The 16,965-nt window shown below is 58.2% G+C and carries 15 protein-coding genes and 1 pseudogene; 8 read left to right on the forward strand and 8 right to left on the reverse strand.

Annotated features, from left to right (window positions below; translation table 11 throughout):
• Nucleotides 1-221 (forward strand): hypothetical protein (locus tag ACW9UQ_RS16285; RefSeq protein WP_458932071.1); only part of this gene is annotated, 221 nt, incomplete at its 5' end.
• On the forward strand, nucleotides 218-673 hold the full coding sequence (locus ACW9UQ_RS16290) for a DUF5680 domain-containing protein (RefSeq protein WP_458932072.1): 456 nt from the start codon (nucleotides 218-220) through the stop codon (nucleotides 671-673). The genes ACW9UQ_RS16285 and ACW9UQ_RS16290, both read left to right, overlap by 4 nt.
• Before the next feature lie 221 nt (nucleotides 674-894).
• Here the strand turns inward: ACW9UQ_RS16290 and ACW9UQ_RS16295 are convergent, their stop codons facing one another.
• Entirely contained in the window at nucleotides 895-1,788 is an 894-nt protein-coding gene (locus ACW9UQ_RS16295; protein WP_458932073.1) for a LysR family transcriptional regulator, read from the reverse strand.
• Between the two features lie 85 nt (nucleotides 1,789-1,873).
• Here ACW9UQ_RS16295 and ACW9UQ_RS16300 point away from each other — a divergent pair, with 85 nt between their 5' ends.
• Nucleotides 1,874-2,509, forward strand: a complete 636-nt coding sequence (locus ACW9UQ_RS16300; protein ID WP_458932074.1) for a class I SAM-dependent methyltransferase — start codon at nucleotides 1,874-1,876, stop codon at nucleotides 2,507-2,509.
• Nucleotides 2,510-2,568: 59 nt separating this feature from the next.
• Here the strand turns inward: ACW9UQ_RS16300 and ACW9UQ_RS16305 are convergent, their stop codons facing one another.
• From ACW9UQ_RS16305 to ACW9UQ_RS16320, 4 genes are all read right to left on the reverse strand, one after another.
• Entirely contained in the window at nucleotides 2,569-3,093 is a 525-nt protein-coding gene (locus tag ACW9UQ_RS16305; protein ID WP_458932075.1) for a bactofilin family protein, read from the reverse strand.
• The gene (locus ACW9UQ_RS16310; protein ID WP_458932076.1) at nucleotides 3,083-4,405 is read right to left on the reverse strand and encodes a DUF5930 domain-containing protein; all 1,323 of its coding nucleotides are present in this window, start codon (nucleotides 4,403-4,405) and stop codon (nucleotides 3,083-3,085) included. The genes ACW9UQ_RS16305 and ACW9UQ_RS16310 overlap by 11 nt, the downstream gene beginning before the upstream one ends.
• A gap of 215 nt (nucleotides 4,406-4,620) precedes the next feature.
• Nucleotides 4,621-5,577 carry a 1-phosphofructokinase family hexose kinase gene (locus ACW9UQ_RS16315; protein WP_458932077.1) on the reverse strand — a complete coding sequence of 319 codons (957 nt, stop codon included), beginning with the start codon at nucleotides 5,575-5,577 and terminating at the stop codon, nucleotides 4,621-4,623.
• 155 nt (nucleotides 5,578-5,732) lie between these two features.
• On the reverse strand, nucleotides 5,733-6,653 hold the full coding sequence (locus tag ACW9UQ_RS16320; protein WP_458932078.1) for an MBL fold metallo-hydrolase: 921 nt from the start codon (nucleotides 6,651-6,653) through the stop codon (nucleotides 5,733-5,735).
• 143 nt (nucleotides 6,654-6,796) lie between these two features.
• Here ACW9UQ_RS16320 and gltX point away from each other — a divergent pair, with 143 nt between their 5' ends.
• On the forward strand, nucleotides 6,797-8,116 hold the full coding sequence (gene gltX / locus ACW9UQ_RS16325) for a glutamate--tRNA ligase (protein ID WP_458932079.1): 1,320 nt from the start codon (nucleotides 6,797-6,799) through the stop codon (nucleotides 8,114-8,116).
• 11 nt (nucleotides 8,117-8,127) lie between these two features.
• Here gltX and ACW9UQ_RS16330 read toward each other — a convergent pair whose 3' ends face one another.
• Nucleotides 8,128-8,595 (reverse strand): CAP domain-containing protein, encoded by a 468-nt coding sequence (locus ACW9UQ_RS16330; protein ID WP_458932080.1) that lies wholly within the window; start codon nucleotides 8,593-8,595, stop codon nucleotides 8,128-8,130.
• Between the two features lie 169 nt (nucleotides 8,596-8,764).
• Between ACW9UQ_RS16330 and ACW9UQ_RS16335 the strand changes: the two are divergent.
• Nucleotides 8,765-9,375: pseudogene (locus tag ACW9UQ_RS16335) on the forward strand (SOS response-associated peptidase).
• Here the strand turns inward: ACW9UQ_RS16335 and ACW9UQ_RS16340 are convergent.
• Complete coding sequence (locus tag ACW9UQ_RS16340) at nucleotides 9,372-9,923, reverse strand: lipid-binding SYLF domain-containing protein (protein ID WP_458932081.1); 552 nt, start codon at nucleotides 9,921-9,923, stop codon at nucleotides 9,372-9,374. The pseudogene ACW9UQ_RS16335 and the gene ACW9UQ_RS16340 sit on opposite strands and share 4 nt — an antisense overlap.
• A gap of 146 nt (nucleotides 9,924-10,069) precedes the next feature.
• Between ACW9UQ_RS16340 and ACW9UQ_RS16345 the strand changes: the two genes are divergently transcribed.
• On the forward strand, nucleotides 10,070-11,131 hold the full coding sequence (locus ACW9UQ_RS16345) for a glycosyltransferase family 4 protein (RefSeq protein ID WP_458932082.1): 1,062 nt from the start codon (nucleotides 10,070-10,072) through the stop codon (nucleotides 11,129-11,131).
• A gap of 187 nt (nucleotides 11,132-11,318) precedes the next feature.
• On the opposite strand, the gene hemB is transcribed toward ACW9UQ_RS16345, so the two are convergent.
• Nucleotides 11,319-12,425, reverse strand: coding sequence for a porphobilinogen synthase (hemB, locus tag ACW9UQ_RS16350; protein WP_458932083.1), 1,107 nt, complete (start codon nucleotides 12,423-12,425; stop codon nucleotides 11,319-11,321).
• 186 nt (nucleotides 12,426-12,611) lie between these two features.
• Between hemB and ACW9UQ_RS16355 the strand changes: the two genes are divergently transcribed.
• The gene (locus tag ACW9UQ_RS16355; protein WP_458932084.1) at nucleotides 12,612-13,136 is read left to right on the forward strand and encodes a hypothetical protein; all 525 of its coding nucleotides are present in this window, start codon (nucleotides 12,612-12,614) and stop codon (nucleotides 13,134-13,136) included.
• A gap of 9 nt (nucleotides 13,137-13,145) precedes the next feature.
• Nucleotides 13,146-16,574, forward strand: a complete 3,429-nt coding sequence (gene mfd, locus ACW9UQ_RS16360; protein WP_458932085.1) for a transcription-repair coupling factor — start codon at nucleotides 13,146-13,148, stop codon at nucleotides 16,572-16,574.
• The last annotated feature ends 391 nt before the right edge of the window (nucleotides 16,575-16,965 follow it).

Raw genomic sequence — 16,965 nt, forward strand, 5'->3', positions numbered from 1 at the left:
CGTCAGACAGGTCAGCCAAATCGCAAAACCCGCAGGTCTATCAGGTGGAAATCAACAGCTGCCACAAGCGCCAGTGCCGCGCGAGCGGCTTCGTCCATGAGCCCTCTTTGAACGATGCTACATCGCGTGCGAATGGCGGCCAGGAGAAATTTGGACTTTCCTCAGATCACCAAAATGATCATTATGTTCCCAATTTGTTCCAACGGAGGCATCGGCCATGAAGCAACTGGAAAAGTTCATAATACTTGCAAAACAGCAAACATATGTTGGTGGGGGACAGAATTCCGAACCCTGCCGGTTAGGCTCTCATGATCTGACTTTCACAGAAGGTGACTGGTCGTACCGTGACAGCTATTTTGGGGGAACCGACTTTCTGGGCCAAGAAACCGTTTGGCACTCGGAACGGCCGATTTGGGCCATGAACTATTACGGTTATATTTTGCGCCCTGACCTTATCGATGCTGAAAGAGCAGGGGCAGTCATCAAAGAGGCACTTTCTTCTCTTTACAAGGAAGGTCGATTTTTGGGTGGCTATGAGTGTCTTTTCGGTGAATACCGATATCGCGATGAGGTTGGCGGCGACTATCGGCATTTCGACGGAGTTGAAACGATAATTCTTGGAAATGAAACAGCCTATACGCTCAAATATCACGGCGGTATGGTCAAAGACTAAGTCGTTTTCCATAGCGGTCATTCGCGCAGCTGCAGCGAAAGTTCGCCTGTTCGCCCTACGCCCCTCGATAGCAACACTTTGAATGGTTGGTTTCGATGAAACCGCGCTAAGGGGGCAATATATCTGTCAAGTAGGTCAACTAGGTGCGTCGCTCAGGTTTTGGATGACGAAAAATCAACGGATTAGCAGGCACCCAAGGTCAAACTATCTGTCGCGGTACTCTAATCCAGCTTCGCCAGATGCTCGGCCAGGTGGTCGAAGACCAGCCGGATGCGGCGGCTGGTGTGCAGCTCGCGATGTGTTGTCAGCCAGACTGGAAACATGATCGGCTCCATTCCTGGCAACACCGGCTCCATCTCGGGATATAACCGGGCGATCCGTTCTTCCATAGGGACAACGCCTAGACCCAGACGGGCAAATTCCCATGCGGTGTGGAAATTGGCGGAGGTAACGCGGATATTGTCGGATGTCAGATGCAGTCCCATGGGACGGTAATAGCTGAACATTTCCTCATCATCGCCAATGCCGACGAAGTCAAAACGCTTCAGATCGGCAATGTCTTGCGGCCGCTCCATCCGGTCCAGAAAGCTGCGCGACGCATAAAACAGGGCTTTGCTTTCGCGCACCAGCCGCGCGATCAGATCTGGCTGATCTGGCCGGACATGACGCACAGCGATATCGGCCTCACGTTTCAGGATGTCCTGAATGTTGTTGGCTGCGATCACCTCGATCTGCAATCGCGGGGCAGAGCGGACGAGGGTGGCGATGATCGGCGGCAGCACTTCGGAGGCAAACATGTCGCTTGCGGTGATGCGTACCCGCCCCTCAATGGCTTGTGCCTGACCGGAGGCGACCAGTGAGACGCGGTTTGCGGCATCCGCCATGGTACGGACATGGGTGAGCAGTTCGGCGCCAGCGGTGGTCAATCGCAGTGATCGGCCGACGCGCTCGAACAGGGTGACGCCAAGGTCTGCTTCCAGTGCCGCAACCTGGCGGCCCAATGTTGGCTGGGTCTGCCCCAAGCTGCGGGCGGCGGCAGAAAGTGAGCCTTCGTCAACCGTTGCCAGGAAGGCGCGGACCTGGTTCCAGTCAAAGCTGTCTTTCGAGGCATTCATGCATTTATGTATAGGCGAACCACGAATTTAGGCAATTTATATCCAGCATTTGCATATGTATCACTCCCGGTGAGAGGAGAACGACATGACCAACACAGCAAAATTCTGGTCTGGCATCGCGGAAAAATACGCCAAAAGCCCGATCAGCGACATGGAAAGCTATCGCTACACTCTGGAGCGGACCCAAAGCCATATCAGCAAGGATGACGAGGTGCTGGAGCTTGGCTGCGGGACAGCCTCGACCGCGCTGCTGCTGGCCCCGTATGCCAAGCGTTATCACGGGACTGATATCGCGCAAGGCATGATTGATGTCGGCAACCGCAAGATCACCGAAGAGGATGTTGATAATCTGACATTGGAGGCTTGCGATGTCGCCACCGCGACGCGGGATCAGCAATATGACGTGGTGCTGGCCTTTAACCTGTTGCACCTGTTGCCAGAGGCTGAGGCCGATCTGGGGCGGATTGCCCGGGCGGTAAAGCCTGGTGGTTTGTTCATCTCAAAGACGACATGCAAACCTAAGGGGTTTGGCAGTCTGAAATACCGGATGATCATGCTGGTGCTGCCGCTGATGCAAATGCTTGGCAAAGCGCCCTTTGTCAAAATGCGGCGCATTGAAGAGTTGGAGAAGATGATCACAGGGCAGGGGTTTCGCATCGTTGAGACCGGCAATCATCCGGTCAATCCGCCCTCGCGTTACATCGTGGCGCGCAAAACCTGATGGAAAACGAAAGGGCGCCGCTGAGGCGCCCTTTGCTGAATACCCGTCTTGGTATGTGATCAGCCGGTGCTGTCAGAGCCGGATTTCGAGCCGCCAGACGCACCGCTGACAGCTTTACCGCCAGACTTCAGCGGATCATCATTGCGCTGAACCGAGCCTTCGAAATGTGCACCGCTTTCGATGGCGATGGTCTTGTGGACGATATCGCCCTCGACCCGCGCGGTGGATGTCAGGCGAACCTTCAGACCGCGAACGCGCCCGATCACCCGGCCGGTCACGACCACATCGTCGGCAACGACTTCGCCCTTAACAGTAGCGTTTTCGCCGATGGTCAGCATATGCGCCTCAACATCGCCTTCCACCATACCTTCGACTTGTACATCGCCGGAGGTGGTCACAGTGCCTTTGATATTCAGATCAGAGGACAGGATTGACGGCACCGGCTTTGCTTTGGGTGTGGTCGGCGCGCTGGAACCGCTGTCCGACGATTTCGACGGCGGGCTGGATGGCGGGGGCGTTCCCGGCTTAGACTTGTCACTTGAACTGCCGGATGCGGGTTCGTCAGGTTTGTTTTTAGAAAACATCTCTCGCTGCCTTTATATATGTCATTGGGTTGACCGGTTTGCCGCTGAGGCGCACCTCATAGTGCAAATGCACGCCGGTACTCCGGCCTGTATTCCCCATATCGCCGATATGGTCGCCGCGTGCAATCCGGTCACCAACCTTGACGTGGATTTTATTCAGATGAGCATAGACTGTCTCAAAGCCGAACTGGTGACGAATTTTGATCTGATTGCCATAGCCACGTTGGCGGCTGGCAAACACAACGACACCGTCAGCGGTCGAATAGATAGGCGTGCCGCGGCCTGCCGCCAGATCGATGCCATTATGGGAACGAATACCGCCGGTGATCGGGTCGCGCCGCCCGCCGAAGCTAGAGGTAAAGCGATGTGCAGACCGAACCGGCATTGTAAACGGGATCTTGCTGGCTGCGATCCGCATGGAGTTCATCCGATCCATGCCCTTCACAACCGAACCGAACCGCGTAGACAGTTCCGGGTCGAAGCCCTTTGTGCCCATGGTCAACGGGGTCAGCGGGCCGCCCTGGCCGACGCTTGTCGGCTGAACTGCTGAAACCAGTGTGTTCACATCGAGGCCAGAGCGTTCGAACATGGCTTCAAGTGGCTTGAACGACATCTCTACCGCGTCCTCAAGCTCTGCTATCATGCGTTCCTGACGTTCCGCATTGATCTGCATCGACAGTTCGAGCGAGGCGATCTGTGTCTCCATCACTGCCATTTCCTGAAGCGCCTCGTCGCGCTCGCGGGCGGTAGAGCCCAGCGTGGTTGAGATAACATTCAGCGTATCGGCCAGTTCGCCAGCTTCGCGCACCTTTTCGACGCTGTCTGCCATATCGTCGATTGCACTGGCCAATTCCGTAGATTCGGCAGTGGCTTCGTTCCGTTCAAGCGTTGCAACAACCAATTGATCGCGCAGCGCATTGATCGAGGCGCGCAATTCCTGGCGGTCACGTAGGCTGGTATGCAGGTCGCCCTGCAATGCGGTTATCTGGTCCAGGGATTTCTGAAACCGTGCCCGGGCTTCTATAGCCGCAGCGGATTCGCTGTCACGTTCGCTGGCAAGGGTCGCTATGCGTGCCTGATAGGCTTCGTGCAGTGCGTTGGTGCTGGCCCCGTCATTTACCGGGTTGACCATCGACATCACAAAAAATGCGCTTGAAATCGTCGTCCAGCCCACAATGCAAAGCGCGCCCGTGGCCCAAAGTGCCTGGCGTAGAGGCGACAGATGGATCTGGCGTGTGTGACCTTTGGCAGAGATAGTGATCGTACGACCATGAAGTTGGCTTTGGTCGCTGAGATCGGATTTGTCGTTCATACGTCTTTTTAACCCGTTGTTCGCATGACGCATCAGCCAAAGCCGATCCGCCGAACTCCCCCACTCAGCGATGCCTAAAGCAGCACCTGCCTAGGTGCAACCACGCGATCGCGTGACCGATATCTGAGGCGAAATCTGGCAGATTCTCGCCGATTCGTGAAAGGTTTTTCTGGGATCAGGTGCACATATAAAGGTTTATGAATGCTAACCTTTCCTCAGATGTCGTCGATTTCGCTGAGACGACATTGAGGGCGCAAATCGGTCATATCCGACCGACGGCACAGCCGCGTGCCTTCGGTCATCACCGCAGAACTGGCCGCGATACAGCCATCCTGCAAGGCCCGGTCCCGGTCTGCACCAGAGGCCAGCGCCAGAACAAGCGCCCCGACAAAGCTGTCGCCCGCACCCACAGCACTGATCACCGGCACATCTGCAGCAGTGCAGTGCAGGGCGCGATCAGCATCGACCAGAACGCTGCCCTCGGCACCGCGGGCCATGATGACGATCTCGGCTGTATCCTGTTCGACAAGGCGGCGCGCAAAGCGGGCGGTGTTCTGGCGTGTCGGCAGGGGATGGCCAGCCAGTTCAACGGCCTCAGCATTATCCATACGCAAAAGATATGGGGTCACAGTCTGATCTGCGACCAGCGCCTCAAGCGCCGAGCCAGAGGTATCTATGACCAGCTTTACGTCGCGCTGCAGCAGCGCAGCGGCCAGCCGGGCCGGGAAGGTTGCAGAAATTCCAGGGGGCTGACTGCCTGATAGAACGACGATGCTACCTGATGGGGCCAGATCTGTGGTGCGGTTCATCAGCCGTGTTATGTCATCCTCGGCCCATTCCGGTCCGGGCAGCACAAAGCGATATTGCTCGCCTGTGCTGCTATCTGTGACGGCTAGGCTTTCGCGGGTGTCACCGGGGGCGTCAAAGCAATGAACCTCGATCCCCTCGGCCTGCAACAACTCGACCAGCCGCGCTCCGTTTGCGCCCCCTGCCGCAACCAGCGCACTTGCTGGTCCACCCAGAATGCGAATGGCGCGCGCAACATTGATCCCGCCGCCACCCGGGGCAACTTCGGGCGCTGCACAACGCAGCTTTGGCCCGGCTGTGACCTTCGGCGCATAGGTCGACAGATCGATGGACGGGTTCAGCGTCAGTGTCAGGATATCGCGCATTGGGGACCTGCGGTCGTCTAACGGTTCGTTCGCAAGATGCTCAGAGCCGAGGCTGAAAGGCAACGGCTAAAGACCAAGGTTTTATCCTCGTGCATCGGTGTCATGTTTTGGGAGGATGGCGCGCCGCATGGCGATATCGCCACGCGGCACTGCCACTAGAGCATGTGTTGATAGCTTGAGGGTATATAACGAAAGCCATCGCCCTCGCTGGCCACATAGCCCAAACCGGGAAAGGGCATGTGGTAGCCGATAAACGGGATACGCTCAGCAGCCAACATGCCAAAGACCTTGCGACGGGCTGCGGCGGCAGCGGTTTTGTCCATGTCAAACCCGACCTCCCAATCGGGATAGGCCAGGGACCAGACATAGTGATTGGCGATGTCACCCGCGATCAGCAACTGCTCGCCGAAGTCATCGACCAGATACGTCATATGACCGGGCGTATGACCAAAGGCGGCCATGGCGGTAATGCCTGTTGCGACTTCATCGCCGTCATTGATGAAGGTCATCTTTTCGCGGATCGGGCGAACCTTGGCCTCATATCCCTGATTTTCAGCCTTTGACCAGTGATTATCCTCAGCCGCGCCACAGATATAGGTGGCGTTTGGATAGGTGACGGCTCCGTCCAGGTTCAAGCCCGAAATGTGGTCACCATGCATATGGGTCAGAACCACTTTGTCGATCTGATCCGGGGTGTATCCGGCTGCGGCCAATGCGCTGACCAGCCCCGGCCCATAGCCGGTATCGAACAGCACCAGTTCCTCGCCATTGTTCACCAGCGTCGGGGTAAAGAAAAACTGCGTCACCGTGGTGGGGATCAGGGCGGCGTCAGATACCGCGGCGAATTCCTCCTCGGAGACATTGAGACCGAAAATCGATTGTGGGCTCTCGACGGGTTGGGTCGAATCGAGCAGGGTGACGACATCGAACTCCCCAACCTGAAAGCGGTTGAAACTGGGCGTGCTGGCGCCCATGATCGGTGCCTTGGCGCGGGCAGCCCCTGCGCTAAGGCCAGCAACGGGCAGCATCGCCCCGCCCAGCAGGGCTTTGCGACGGGATAGCAACAACTTTGACATGGCGAACCTTCCCCCTGTGATATCATTGCGATGAACTATGCGGGGACAGATAGCGCGTGTCCAGCATGGGTCCAGAGGTGAATTTGGACTTAAAACCCGGGGCAGGACCCGCTAGAACCCGTCGAAACATCACCGGAGTTCGCATGACCGTCACCCGTTTCGCCCCGTCGCCCACAGGTTTGCTGCATGTCGGCAACCTGCGCCCTGCGCTTTTGAACTGGATGATCGCGCGCAAGGCGGGCGGCACCTTCATACTGCGTATCGACGACACCGACGCGGAGCGGTCAAAGCAGGAATATATAGATGCTATCCGCGAGGACCTGACCTGGCTGGGCCTGACCTGGGACCGGGAGGAGCATCAGTCCAAGCGACTTGATCGCTATGCCTCCGCAGCGGATCGGTTGCGCGCCGATGGTCGGCTTTACGAGGCATTTGAAACCCCGCAGGAACTGGCGCTTAAACGCCGCAGTCAACTGAACCGTGGCAAGCCGCCGGTTTATGACCGTGCCGCGCTGGCGCTCAGTGATGCAGAAAAGGATGCCTTGCGGGCGGAACGCGGCGGCCATTGGCGGTTCCTGCTGGATCAGGAACGGGTGGCCTGGCAGGACGGTATTCAGGGGGATGTGTCGATTGATGCGGCCTCGGTCTCGGACCCGGTGCTGATCCGGGGGGACGGGCAGGTGCTTTATACCTTGGCATCTGTGGTCGATGATATGGAGATGGGGATCACTCATGTGGTGCGCGGCGCGGATCATATCACCAACACAGCAACTCAGGTTCAGATGATCGGGGCATTGGGCGGGGATGCGCCGGTTTTTGCACATCATTCCTTGCTGACCGGCCCGGAAGGGGAAGCTCTGTCAAAGCGCCTCGGCACCCTTTCGCTACGCGATCTGCGCGAAAAGGGGCTTGAGCCTTTGGCCATTCTGTCGCTGCTGGCGCGCCTGGGCACCAGCCAGCCGGTTGTGCCCTGTGCCAGCCATGCCGAGTTAATCGACGGTTTTGACCTGTCCAGTTTCGGCACCGCACCGACCCGGTTGAACCCAGATGACTTTGCGCCTTTGTCGGCCAAGCTGGTACATTCTATGCCGACCGAGCAGGTGGCCGACCGGCTGTCTTCCCTCGGTATTCCCGCCGAGGTTCAGGTGAAATTCTGGCCAACGGTGCGCGAAAACCTGCAAATGGTGGAAGGCGCCGCGATGTGGTGGGCGATCTGCCAAGAGGGTGCTGTGCCGCTGGTGGATGATGAAGACCGCGCGTTTGTCGATCAGGCGCTCGACCTTCTGCCCCCGCAGCCTTGGACTGAAACAAGCTGGGCCGATTGGACCACCGAAGTCAAAGCGGCCACCGGGCGCAAGGGCGGCGCACTGTTCCGACCCTTACGCAAGGCCTTGACCGGGCAGGGGCAGGGGCCAGAGATGGCTGCGCTTATGCCTTTGATGCAAGGGTCAGTCAGGAAATAAACGGAGACCGCCTAGCGCGGTGAGCCAAAGAACTGCACTGCATAGACCCGGTTGCCGCGCGCGGACACGCCGATACCAACCTCACGCGCCTTGCGTGACAGCAGATTGCGACGGTGTCCGGCGGAATTCATCCAGCTTTCGACAAACAGGCTGGCCAATTGGTTGCTATCTGCGCGGTGGCTGCGATACGCGATGTTCTCGGCCAACCACTTGTAGCGATAGCCAACCTTGCGGGCCCGATCCGAGATCGACGTGCCATCAGCATTGTGGCTGAAGCGGCCCGAGCGTGCCAAAACCTGTGAATATCCCGCGGCTGCCTTCCGCAAAGCCGGAGACGGGCGCAATGCTGGTAGCCCCTTCTGGCGGCGCACGGCATTGGTCTGCTGCAGAATAAGATTTTCCACATTCGCAGCCGCCTGAGCCGGGGAAATGGTCAGACAGGCAAAGCTGCCAAGAATAAGGCTTCGGCGATTGATCACAGGGGGCCCCTCAGTATCGTTCTAGTTCCGTTGCCCCCGCTGGAATGTCATACTAATCGTAGAAATTTGGCAATGGTATGACGCGGAATTCACGGAAAACGGCAATATTGCGCCCTGCGGATCATAGATTTCGGGTGATCGAACATTTCTGAGGGGATATATTGCACCTATGCCCGGACGTTTCTTTCTGACCACCCCACTGAAGGCGTTGGCCCAAGGGTTTGACGCAACCTGTGATCTTGTGGACCCCGGCCCGCGCCCGGATGCCGCACCGGGTGAGAATGTTGCCGCACTGATCGCCGCGCCGCGCCAGATGATGCAGATGCGCTGGGGCATGATCATGAGCGGCCGGCGTAACGCCCGCGGGCGGCCGGTGATGGAGACCGTTGTGAACGCCCGCAGCGAGACCCTGTTTGGCAAGTCTGCCTTCGAGGGCGTTCAGCGCTGCGTGCTGCCGGTCAATGGCTGGTATGAATGGACCGGCGAAAAACGCCTTAAGACCCGGTGCGTATATTTGCCAAGGATCAACCGGTTCTGGCCTTTGCTGCTATCTACGATATCTGGGATGGCCCGGGCGGGGTTCGTGTGCCGCAACTCGCAACCGTCACCTGCGCCCCGAACACGGACCTCAAGGATATACATCACCGTATGCCGGCACTTTTGTTTGAAAATGCGCTGGATGATTGGCTCAAAGGCACTGAGGAGGCGGCCCAGGCCGTTTTGCAGACTGCCCCCAATGGCCTGCTGACAATCGAGCAGGCCACAGAGTTCCCGGGCTAACTACGGATCAGCCGCGAATACTTTGCCCCCTCAAGGGAGGCACCGACAATCAGGCCGCGCTGACCATAGATCAGCTGTACAACCGGTTGACTGACAGATGTGGTCGAGGCCCCGAAATTCACCCCTTCCTCAAAAGCGGCAGCTTCCGCATCGATGCCAAGTTCCCAACCATCGGTCGAGCGGAATTTCGCCAATGCGCTCGGTGTCATGAAGAACAGCGCCTGGGCAAAGGTCTGCACACCCAACTGCAGCCCAACCGCAGCGGCGGCCATGGAGTAATACTCCACCGTTGCATCACCGATCTGCAGCGCGCCCTCTCCGTAGGCACCGGAAACCAGAAAACCGCCTTCCAGGATGCGCGGAATGATCAGGACGCCCGCAGCTCTGCCGCTCAGCTCCTGCGCGCCAGGAACACTGCGATACAACAGGTTTTTTGAGGCAGCGACATCGCTATTTATCGCTGCGGCTGAGGGGGTGTTGATGCTGCCGCATGCTGCGGTACCCGCCGCACCAGCCACCAGAAATACACGTCTGTTCAGAGGGGTCATGCTCGGATCCTTTGTTACCGTTGGGCCTCTTCACCGGTCATGCGCCGGTGTTGAGTATAAACTAGCACGCAGTGCGGCAGAGGTCACGTGTTGGCATGGGAGGTAGGGCTTGGTAAGCCCGGTCAATGAACAAGAAGGGGAACGCGGTGACCAAACTGGGATCGGTCGTGGTGACCAACCTGCATCGACGCTTTACCGGGGTTTCAGCAACGGTGGCGGCGCTGGTTCCAATCCAGCGGCGCGATATGGACATAACGCTGGTGGATAGCGGTAACCTGGATCTGCCGGGAAAGATGTCCTTTTGGAAGGTGCTATGCGCCGGTTGGACGCCCGCGCCTGACGGATGGCGCGTCTGGCACGCCCGGCGCGATATTGAAATGCTGGCCGGACTGTTCCTGCGCCATGTGCTGCGGCAACGCTGGAAACTGCTGTTTACATCAGCGGCCCCGAAACGTCATGGCTGGTTTCTGCGTTTTGTCATGAACCGGATGGATGCAATTGTCGCTACCTCCGCCCGATCGGCGGCGTTTCTTGACTGGCACAGCCGGATTGTCCCGCATGGTGTGGATACCGATTGGTTTTCACCGCCAAAGGATAAACTGACCGCATTTATTGATAGCGGTTTACCCGGACGCTATGGCATTGGCTGTTTCGGACGGATACGGCCCTCGAAAGGCACCCATACTTTTGTGGAGGCGATGATTGAGCTGCTGCCCGACCATCCCGATTTCACCGCGTTCATCACCGGCTTAAGCTCTGGCACATGGGCGGATTATCAAGTGGAGCTGCAGGAGAAAATCAAGGGGGCAGGACTGCAGGACCGTATTGTTTTCCTCGGTGATCTAAACCGGGAGGAGGTCCGCACCTGGTACCGCCGATGCCTGATCTGCGTCGCGGCCTCTGAACGCGAGGGCTTCGGTTTGACGCCGATGGAAGCCATGGCTTCCGGCGCTGTCGTAGTAACCTCGGGCGCTGGTTATTGGCCAGAACTGATGGCGCCCGAAACTGGTGGCGCGATGTTTGACACAGGCAATGCCGCATCGCTGGTGACAGCTCTGCGCCCTTATCTCGACACACCTGAGGCAACCGCAATGGTCGGTGAAAAAGCCAGGGCGTTGATGGTTGGCGAACATTCTATCGACGTAGAGGCGGCGGCATTGAATGAGATTTATCGCGCCCTCGCATCTGATAACCTTACCTCAACGTAGAAGAAAACGGCCCGTTCGGGCCATGCCTCCGGCGGGGATATTTGTGGAACAATGAAGGAGAGGAATGGCTCTTTAAAGCGTTTCGGGATAAACCTGAGACAAAGGATTATCCCGAAACGCGGTGATAAGCCTATATGGCGTACGCGTTTCGATTTTATGTAATGTCTCAAGGTAAACTCGAAACGCTTTAGCCTTCATTGTTCCACAAATATCCGCTCCCGGCAGGGCCACCCCGGAGGGGGTCGCCGGCAGGCTCGGGCCGAAGGCCACTGACTGTCTTGCCGCCGAAAGGCGGCTCAGTTTTTAGCAACTCTGCCACGTGCAGGGCGAAATAGGTCAGGATGCCGGCACAGCCTGCGCGTTTGAAGGCCAGTAGGCTTTCCAGTGCGGCAGCATCGCCGTTCAGCCAGCCGCGCTCGGCCGCGCTAGCGATCATCGCGTATTCGCCAGAGACCTGATAAGCGAAGGTTGGTGGACCAAGTTCCCGCGATACGCGGCTGCAGATGTCAAGATAAGGCAGGCCAGGTTTGATCATGACCATATCCGCCCCCTCGGCCAGATCGCGGGCGACCTCTCGCAGGGCCTCATCACTGTTTCCGGGGTCTAGTTGATAGGTTTTTTTGTTACCTTTCAGGGCCCCGCTAGCGCCGACGGCATCGCGGAATGGGCCATAGAAGGCAGACGCGTATTTTGCCGCGTAGCTCATGATGGCTGTATCGTGAAATCCCTTGCGTTCCAGCGCCTGCCGGATCACACCGATGCGGCCATCCATCATGTCGGATGGTCCCAAAATGTCCGCGCCTGCCTCGGCCTGGGCCAGAGCCTGTTTTTCCAGTGCTACCAGTGTTTCGTCATTCAGCACTACGCCATTGCGCATCAGTCCATCATGACCGTCAGAGTTATACGGGTCAAGCGCGACATCTAGCATAATTCCCAGCTCTGGCACTGCCTGTTTGATTTCGCGCGTTGCTGTGTTGACCAAATTGTCCGGATTCCAGGCCTCTTGCGCTTGGGGGCTTTTCTTTGACGGATCTGTGTAAGGAAACAGAGCGATGCAGGGAATGCCGAGATCAGCGGCTAGTTTCGCGGCGCTCAGGGCCCGGTCGATACTGAGACGAGAGACACCGGGCATAGAGGCAATAGGCTCTTCGATATTGTCGCCATCCCGAACGAAGATTGGCCAGATCAGATCGGCGGTCGAAAGCTGCGTTTCCTGCACAAGGTCGCGTATCCAGCTCGTGCGGCGCAACCGGCGACCGCGGATCAGCGGATATGGTCCGGTGGCTTGTGTCATCTGGGCACCTCCATTTCGGTCCGTCTTGGCATGCTGGTGCCAAAGGCTCAACCGGATTTGACGGATTTGCATTGCATAACCGCAGGAATGGGTTAGGTCACTAGAACCCGCATCTGACCCCGACGACAGGCCTGAGATTGCAGACGACGCTTTTTTGTCCAATTTGCCAAGCTAAGGATCGCCACAATGGATGAGCTATTTATCCTAGTGCGGTTCGACAGCCTTTGGTCGATCTGGTTCTGGTTTGCCCATGTGGTTTGCTGGTCTTTGGTCGGGCATTTCCCGTTAGCGGTGCCCTATGACATGGTTACGCTGGCCAATCGCGAAAACAACGAAGCAAGCGAGGCGGCCATCAAATGCGATGCGATGATCGATGCATCTGTATGGCGTATGGTAACGCTGTTTCGTCGATATGGGGTCATGATCACACTGATCTGGTTTTTTCTGCTTTCGACCCTTACTACACTTGGGCTTTGGTTCGATATGGAATTGGCAGAAGCAGTGGCGACGATCCTTGGTCCACTGACCCTTGTCTACGCCACATCTGTTCATACAGCGTTTCGCATTGAACGAACCGGAGCCAGAGGAGCGGAAGCGCGCGGATTGTTACGACGGCAGCGGTTGATCTCACAATTTATCGGTTTTTTCGCAATCAGCATTACGGCAGCCTTGGCAATCTATTATGTCGTCTCCCGGTTTTCTATGTTCTGAGAGGGCGTTATGGATGAGGGTCTGATCAGTGGCGCCCCGGAGGGGTTTGATGCCCGTGTCGTTGCAGCCCGCGTGGCGGCGGCCAAGGGACCGGTCCTTTGGGTCGTGCGTGATGCCGCACGTCTGGCTGCAAGTCGCGATGCGCTTGAATTCTTTGCCCCGGACCTTCCCGTGCTGGAGTTTCCGGCCTGGGATTGCGTGGCCTATGACCGAACGTCGCCTTCGCCGGATGTAACAGCGCGGCGTGTTGCGACCCTTGCCGCGCTGGCAGGGGGCTTTGACCGACCATCGGTTGTTTTGACAACCCTGAATGCGCTGGTTCAACGCGTCCCGCCGGCGGATATGATTGCGGGAAACAGCTTCTCGGCGCGGGTCGGGGAACGGGTCGACATTGATGGCTTGCGCAACTTTCTAGTCTGCACCGGTTTCAGCCAATGCGCAACCGCTGTTGATCCAGGTGATTTTGCCATTCGGGGCGGCTTGATCGATATCTATCCGCCGGGCAGTTCGGCGCCCGTGCGGCTCGATTTCTTCGGTGATGTGTTGGACGGCGCGCGCGAATTTGATCCCATGACCCAGCGAACCACCCGCAGTATCAACCGGCTTGATCTGGCCGCAGCGCAGGAGTTTATTCTGGACGAGGCCTCGATCACGCGGTTTCGGCAAAACTATCGCCTTACATTCGGGGCTGCCGGTAATGATGATCCCCTGTACGAGGCGGTCAGCGCAGGTCGTAAGTATCAGGGCATGGAGCATTGGTTGCCCTTCTTTCACGACGGTCTGGACACGCTGCTGGACTATCTGCCGAAGGCTCAAATCCTGCTGGACGACCGTTTTGCGGCCAGTCACGAGGCCCGATGGGACGCGATTTCCGAGCAATACGCCGCACGGCAGGAGGCGATGACAACGCGCAGCGGTCTGGAAACGGTCTACAAACCTGTTGAACCGCAGGCGCTTTACCTTGATCCCGGCGCGCTGGCCAAAGCGATGCAGGGCCATACGATGCGGCAACTGTCGCCATTGCCGCAGCCCAACGGGCCAAACGTCACGGATGCCGGGGGACGGATCGGGCGAAACTTTGCGCCAGAGCGTCAGGCCGAGGATGGCAATCTGTTTGATGCGGTTGCGTCCTACCTGAAAAAACAGCGCTGCGCGGGTCCGGTTTTGGTTGCCAGCTATTCTGCCGGTTCAGCAGAGCGGATGGCGGGGATTCTTGAGGATCACGGTCTTTCGGGGGCCAAAAAGGTTTCGCGTGTGGCCGATCTGGATCCGGATGCGCCGGTGCATGTCACGGTGTGGCCGCTTGAGGCCGGGTTCACGTCAAAAGACCTGACGGTCATCTCGGAGCAGGACATCCTAGGGGATCGCCTGATCCGCGGTGCGCGCAAGCGTCACCGGGCCGAGAATTTCCTGACCGAGGCCAGCAGCCTTTCGGTTGGTGATCTGGTCGTCCATGTCGAACATGGCATCGGACGCTACACCGGTTTGGAAACCGTCACTGCGGCAGGTGCGCCACATGAATGTCTGGCGCTGGAATATGCCGAAGGCGCGCGGCTTTATCTGCCGGTGGAAAACGTCGAACTGCTTAGCCGTTACGGCCATGAAGAGGGGCTGTTGGATCGGCTGGGCGGCGGGGCCTGGCAGGCCAAGAAAGCCAAGCTGAAAGAGCGTATCCGCGATATGGCGGAGCGTCTGATCCGCATTGCGGCAGAACGGGCTTTGCGCGTCGCGCCCAAGCTGACCCCGCCTGATCACCTGTGGGATGAATTCAGCGCTCGGTTTCCCTATGAGGAAACCGATGATCAGTTGAACGCGATTGAGGATGTTCTGGGGGATATGGCCTCGGGCCATCCGATGGATCGGCTGGTCTGCGGCGATGTCGGGTTCGGCAAGACCGAGGTTGCACTGCGTGCGGCCTTTGTCGCGGCGATGTCGGGCACGCAGGTGGCCGTGATCACACCGACCACGTTGCTGACCCGCCAGCATTTCCAATCCTTCGCCGAGAGGTTTCGCGGCCTGCCAGTGAAAGTGCGGCAATTGTCGCGGTTCGTGCCTGCAGCAGAGGCAGAGGAAACCCGCAAGGGGCTGACCGATGGCACGGTGGATATCGTTGTCGGCACCCATGCGCTGCTGGCAAAGTCCATAAAGTTCAACGATCTTGGCCTGCTGATTGTCGATGAAGAGCAAAAGTTCGGCGTCACCCACAAGGAGCGCCTGAAACAGCTGCGGTCCGAGGTGCATGTTCTGACTCTGACTGCCACACCGATCCCGCGCACACTGCAGATGGCGCTGTCTGGTGTGCGCGAGCTGTCTCTGATCGGCACCCCGCCCGTAGACCGGCTGGCGATCCGCACCTATGTCAGCGAGTTTGACACCGTGACCATCCGCGAGGCGCTGCTGCGCGAACATTATCGCGGCGGGCAATCCTTCTTTGTCGTGCCGCGCGTGGCCGATATGGCTGAGATGGAGGAGTTTTTGCGCGAACAGGTGCCCGAGGTCAGCTTTGTGACTGCGCATGGCCAGATGGCGGCCGGTGATCTCGATAAACGGATGAATGCCTTTTATGACGGGGCCTATGACGTTTTGCTGGCCACGACGATCATCGAGAGCGGGCTGGATATTCCTTCGGCCAACACGCTGATCGTGCATCGCGCTGATATGTTCGGTTTGGCGCAGCTTTACCAGATCCGGGGGCGGGTTGGCCGGTCCAAGCTGCGGGCCTATGCCTATTTCACCACGCGGGCCCGTCAGAAACTGACACCGGATGCAGAAAAGCGGCTGCGCGTGCTTGGGTCAATTTCGGAGCTTGGGGCAGGGTTCTCGCTGGCGTCGCAGGATTTGGATCTTCGCGGGGCGGGGAACCTGCTCGGCGAAGAGCAGTCGGGCCAGGTGCGCGAAGTTGGCTATGAACTGTACCAGGACATGCTGGAAGAGGCGATTGCCAAGATGAAGGCCGGCGAGATGGAGGGACTGTCCGAGGCAGACGAAGGCTGGGCGCCCCAGATCAATCTGGGCGTGCCGGTATTGATCCCCGATGATTATGTGCCGGATCTGGATTTGCGGCTGGGCCTCTATCGCCGCCTGTCCTCACTTCATACAAAGGTAGAGTTGGAAGGCTTTGCCGCCGAACTGATCGACCGTTTCGGCAAGCTGCCGAAAGAGGTCAACATGCTGATGAACATCGTGCGGATCAAATCGCTGTGCAAACAGGCCGGTATTGCCAAGCTGGATGGCGGACCAAAGGGGGCTGTGATCCAGTTCCACAAGGACAAGTTTGCCAATCCGGGCGGTTTGGTGGAGTTCATCAAGGCCCAGAAGGGGCAGGCGAAAGTGCGCGACAACAAGGTCGTGGTGCGCCGGGATTGGTCAACGACCAAGGCAAAGGTGCAGGGCGCATATGCGATTGCGCAGGATCTGGCGAAGCTGGCGAAGGTTTAGGGACCGGGTGCTGAGCCGCGCATCGCCGTGCCGACGGGACGGCGATGCGCGGCGGCCTTCGGCCTTGATTCCGCGCTGAAATCGGCTGGGGTTATGGGGACTTACAGGGTAAGCGGTGCTTAGCCCCCACCTTTCTTGTGTGCGCCTGATCTGCGATTCCCTTCTCTCATAGTTTTGAAGGGAGTTTCTATATGGAGCCTACGGCAGAGTTTTTACGAAGGGTTCCGCGCGGACCGGATGGCAAGCGCCGGTGGCCGATAGAGTTGAAGGCACGTGACCTGCCCCCCGAGGCTCCCTCATTCATAACGAGAGTCTGCGGGTCTGGTTTTCATATTCGTTGGTTTCGTTTTGGGCAAGCGCGCCGGGCGCGGAGCCCTCAAATTGCTCAAGC

The sequence above is a fragment of the Halovulum sp. GXIMD14793 genome (assembly GCF_054457435.1).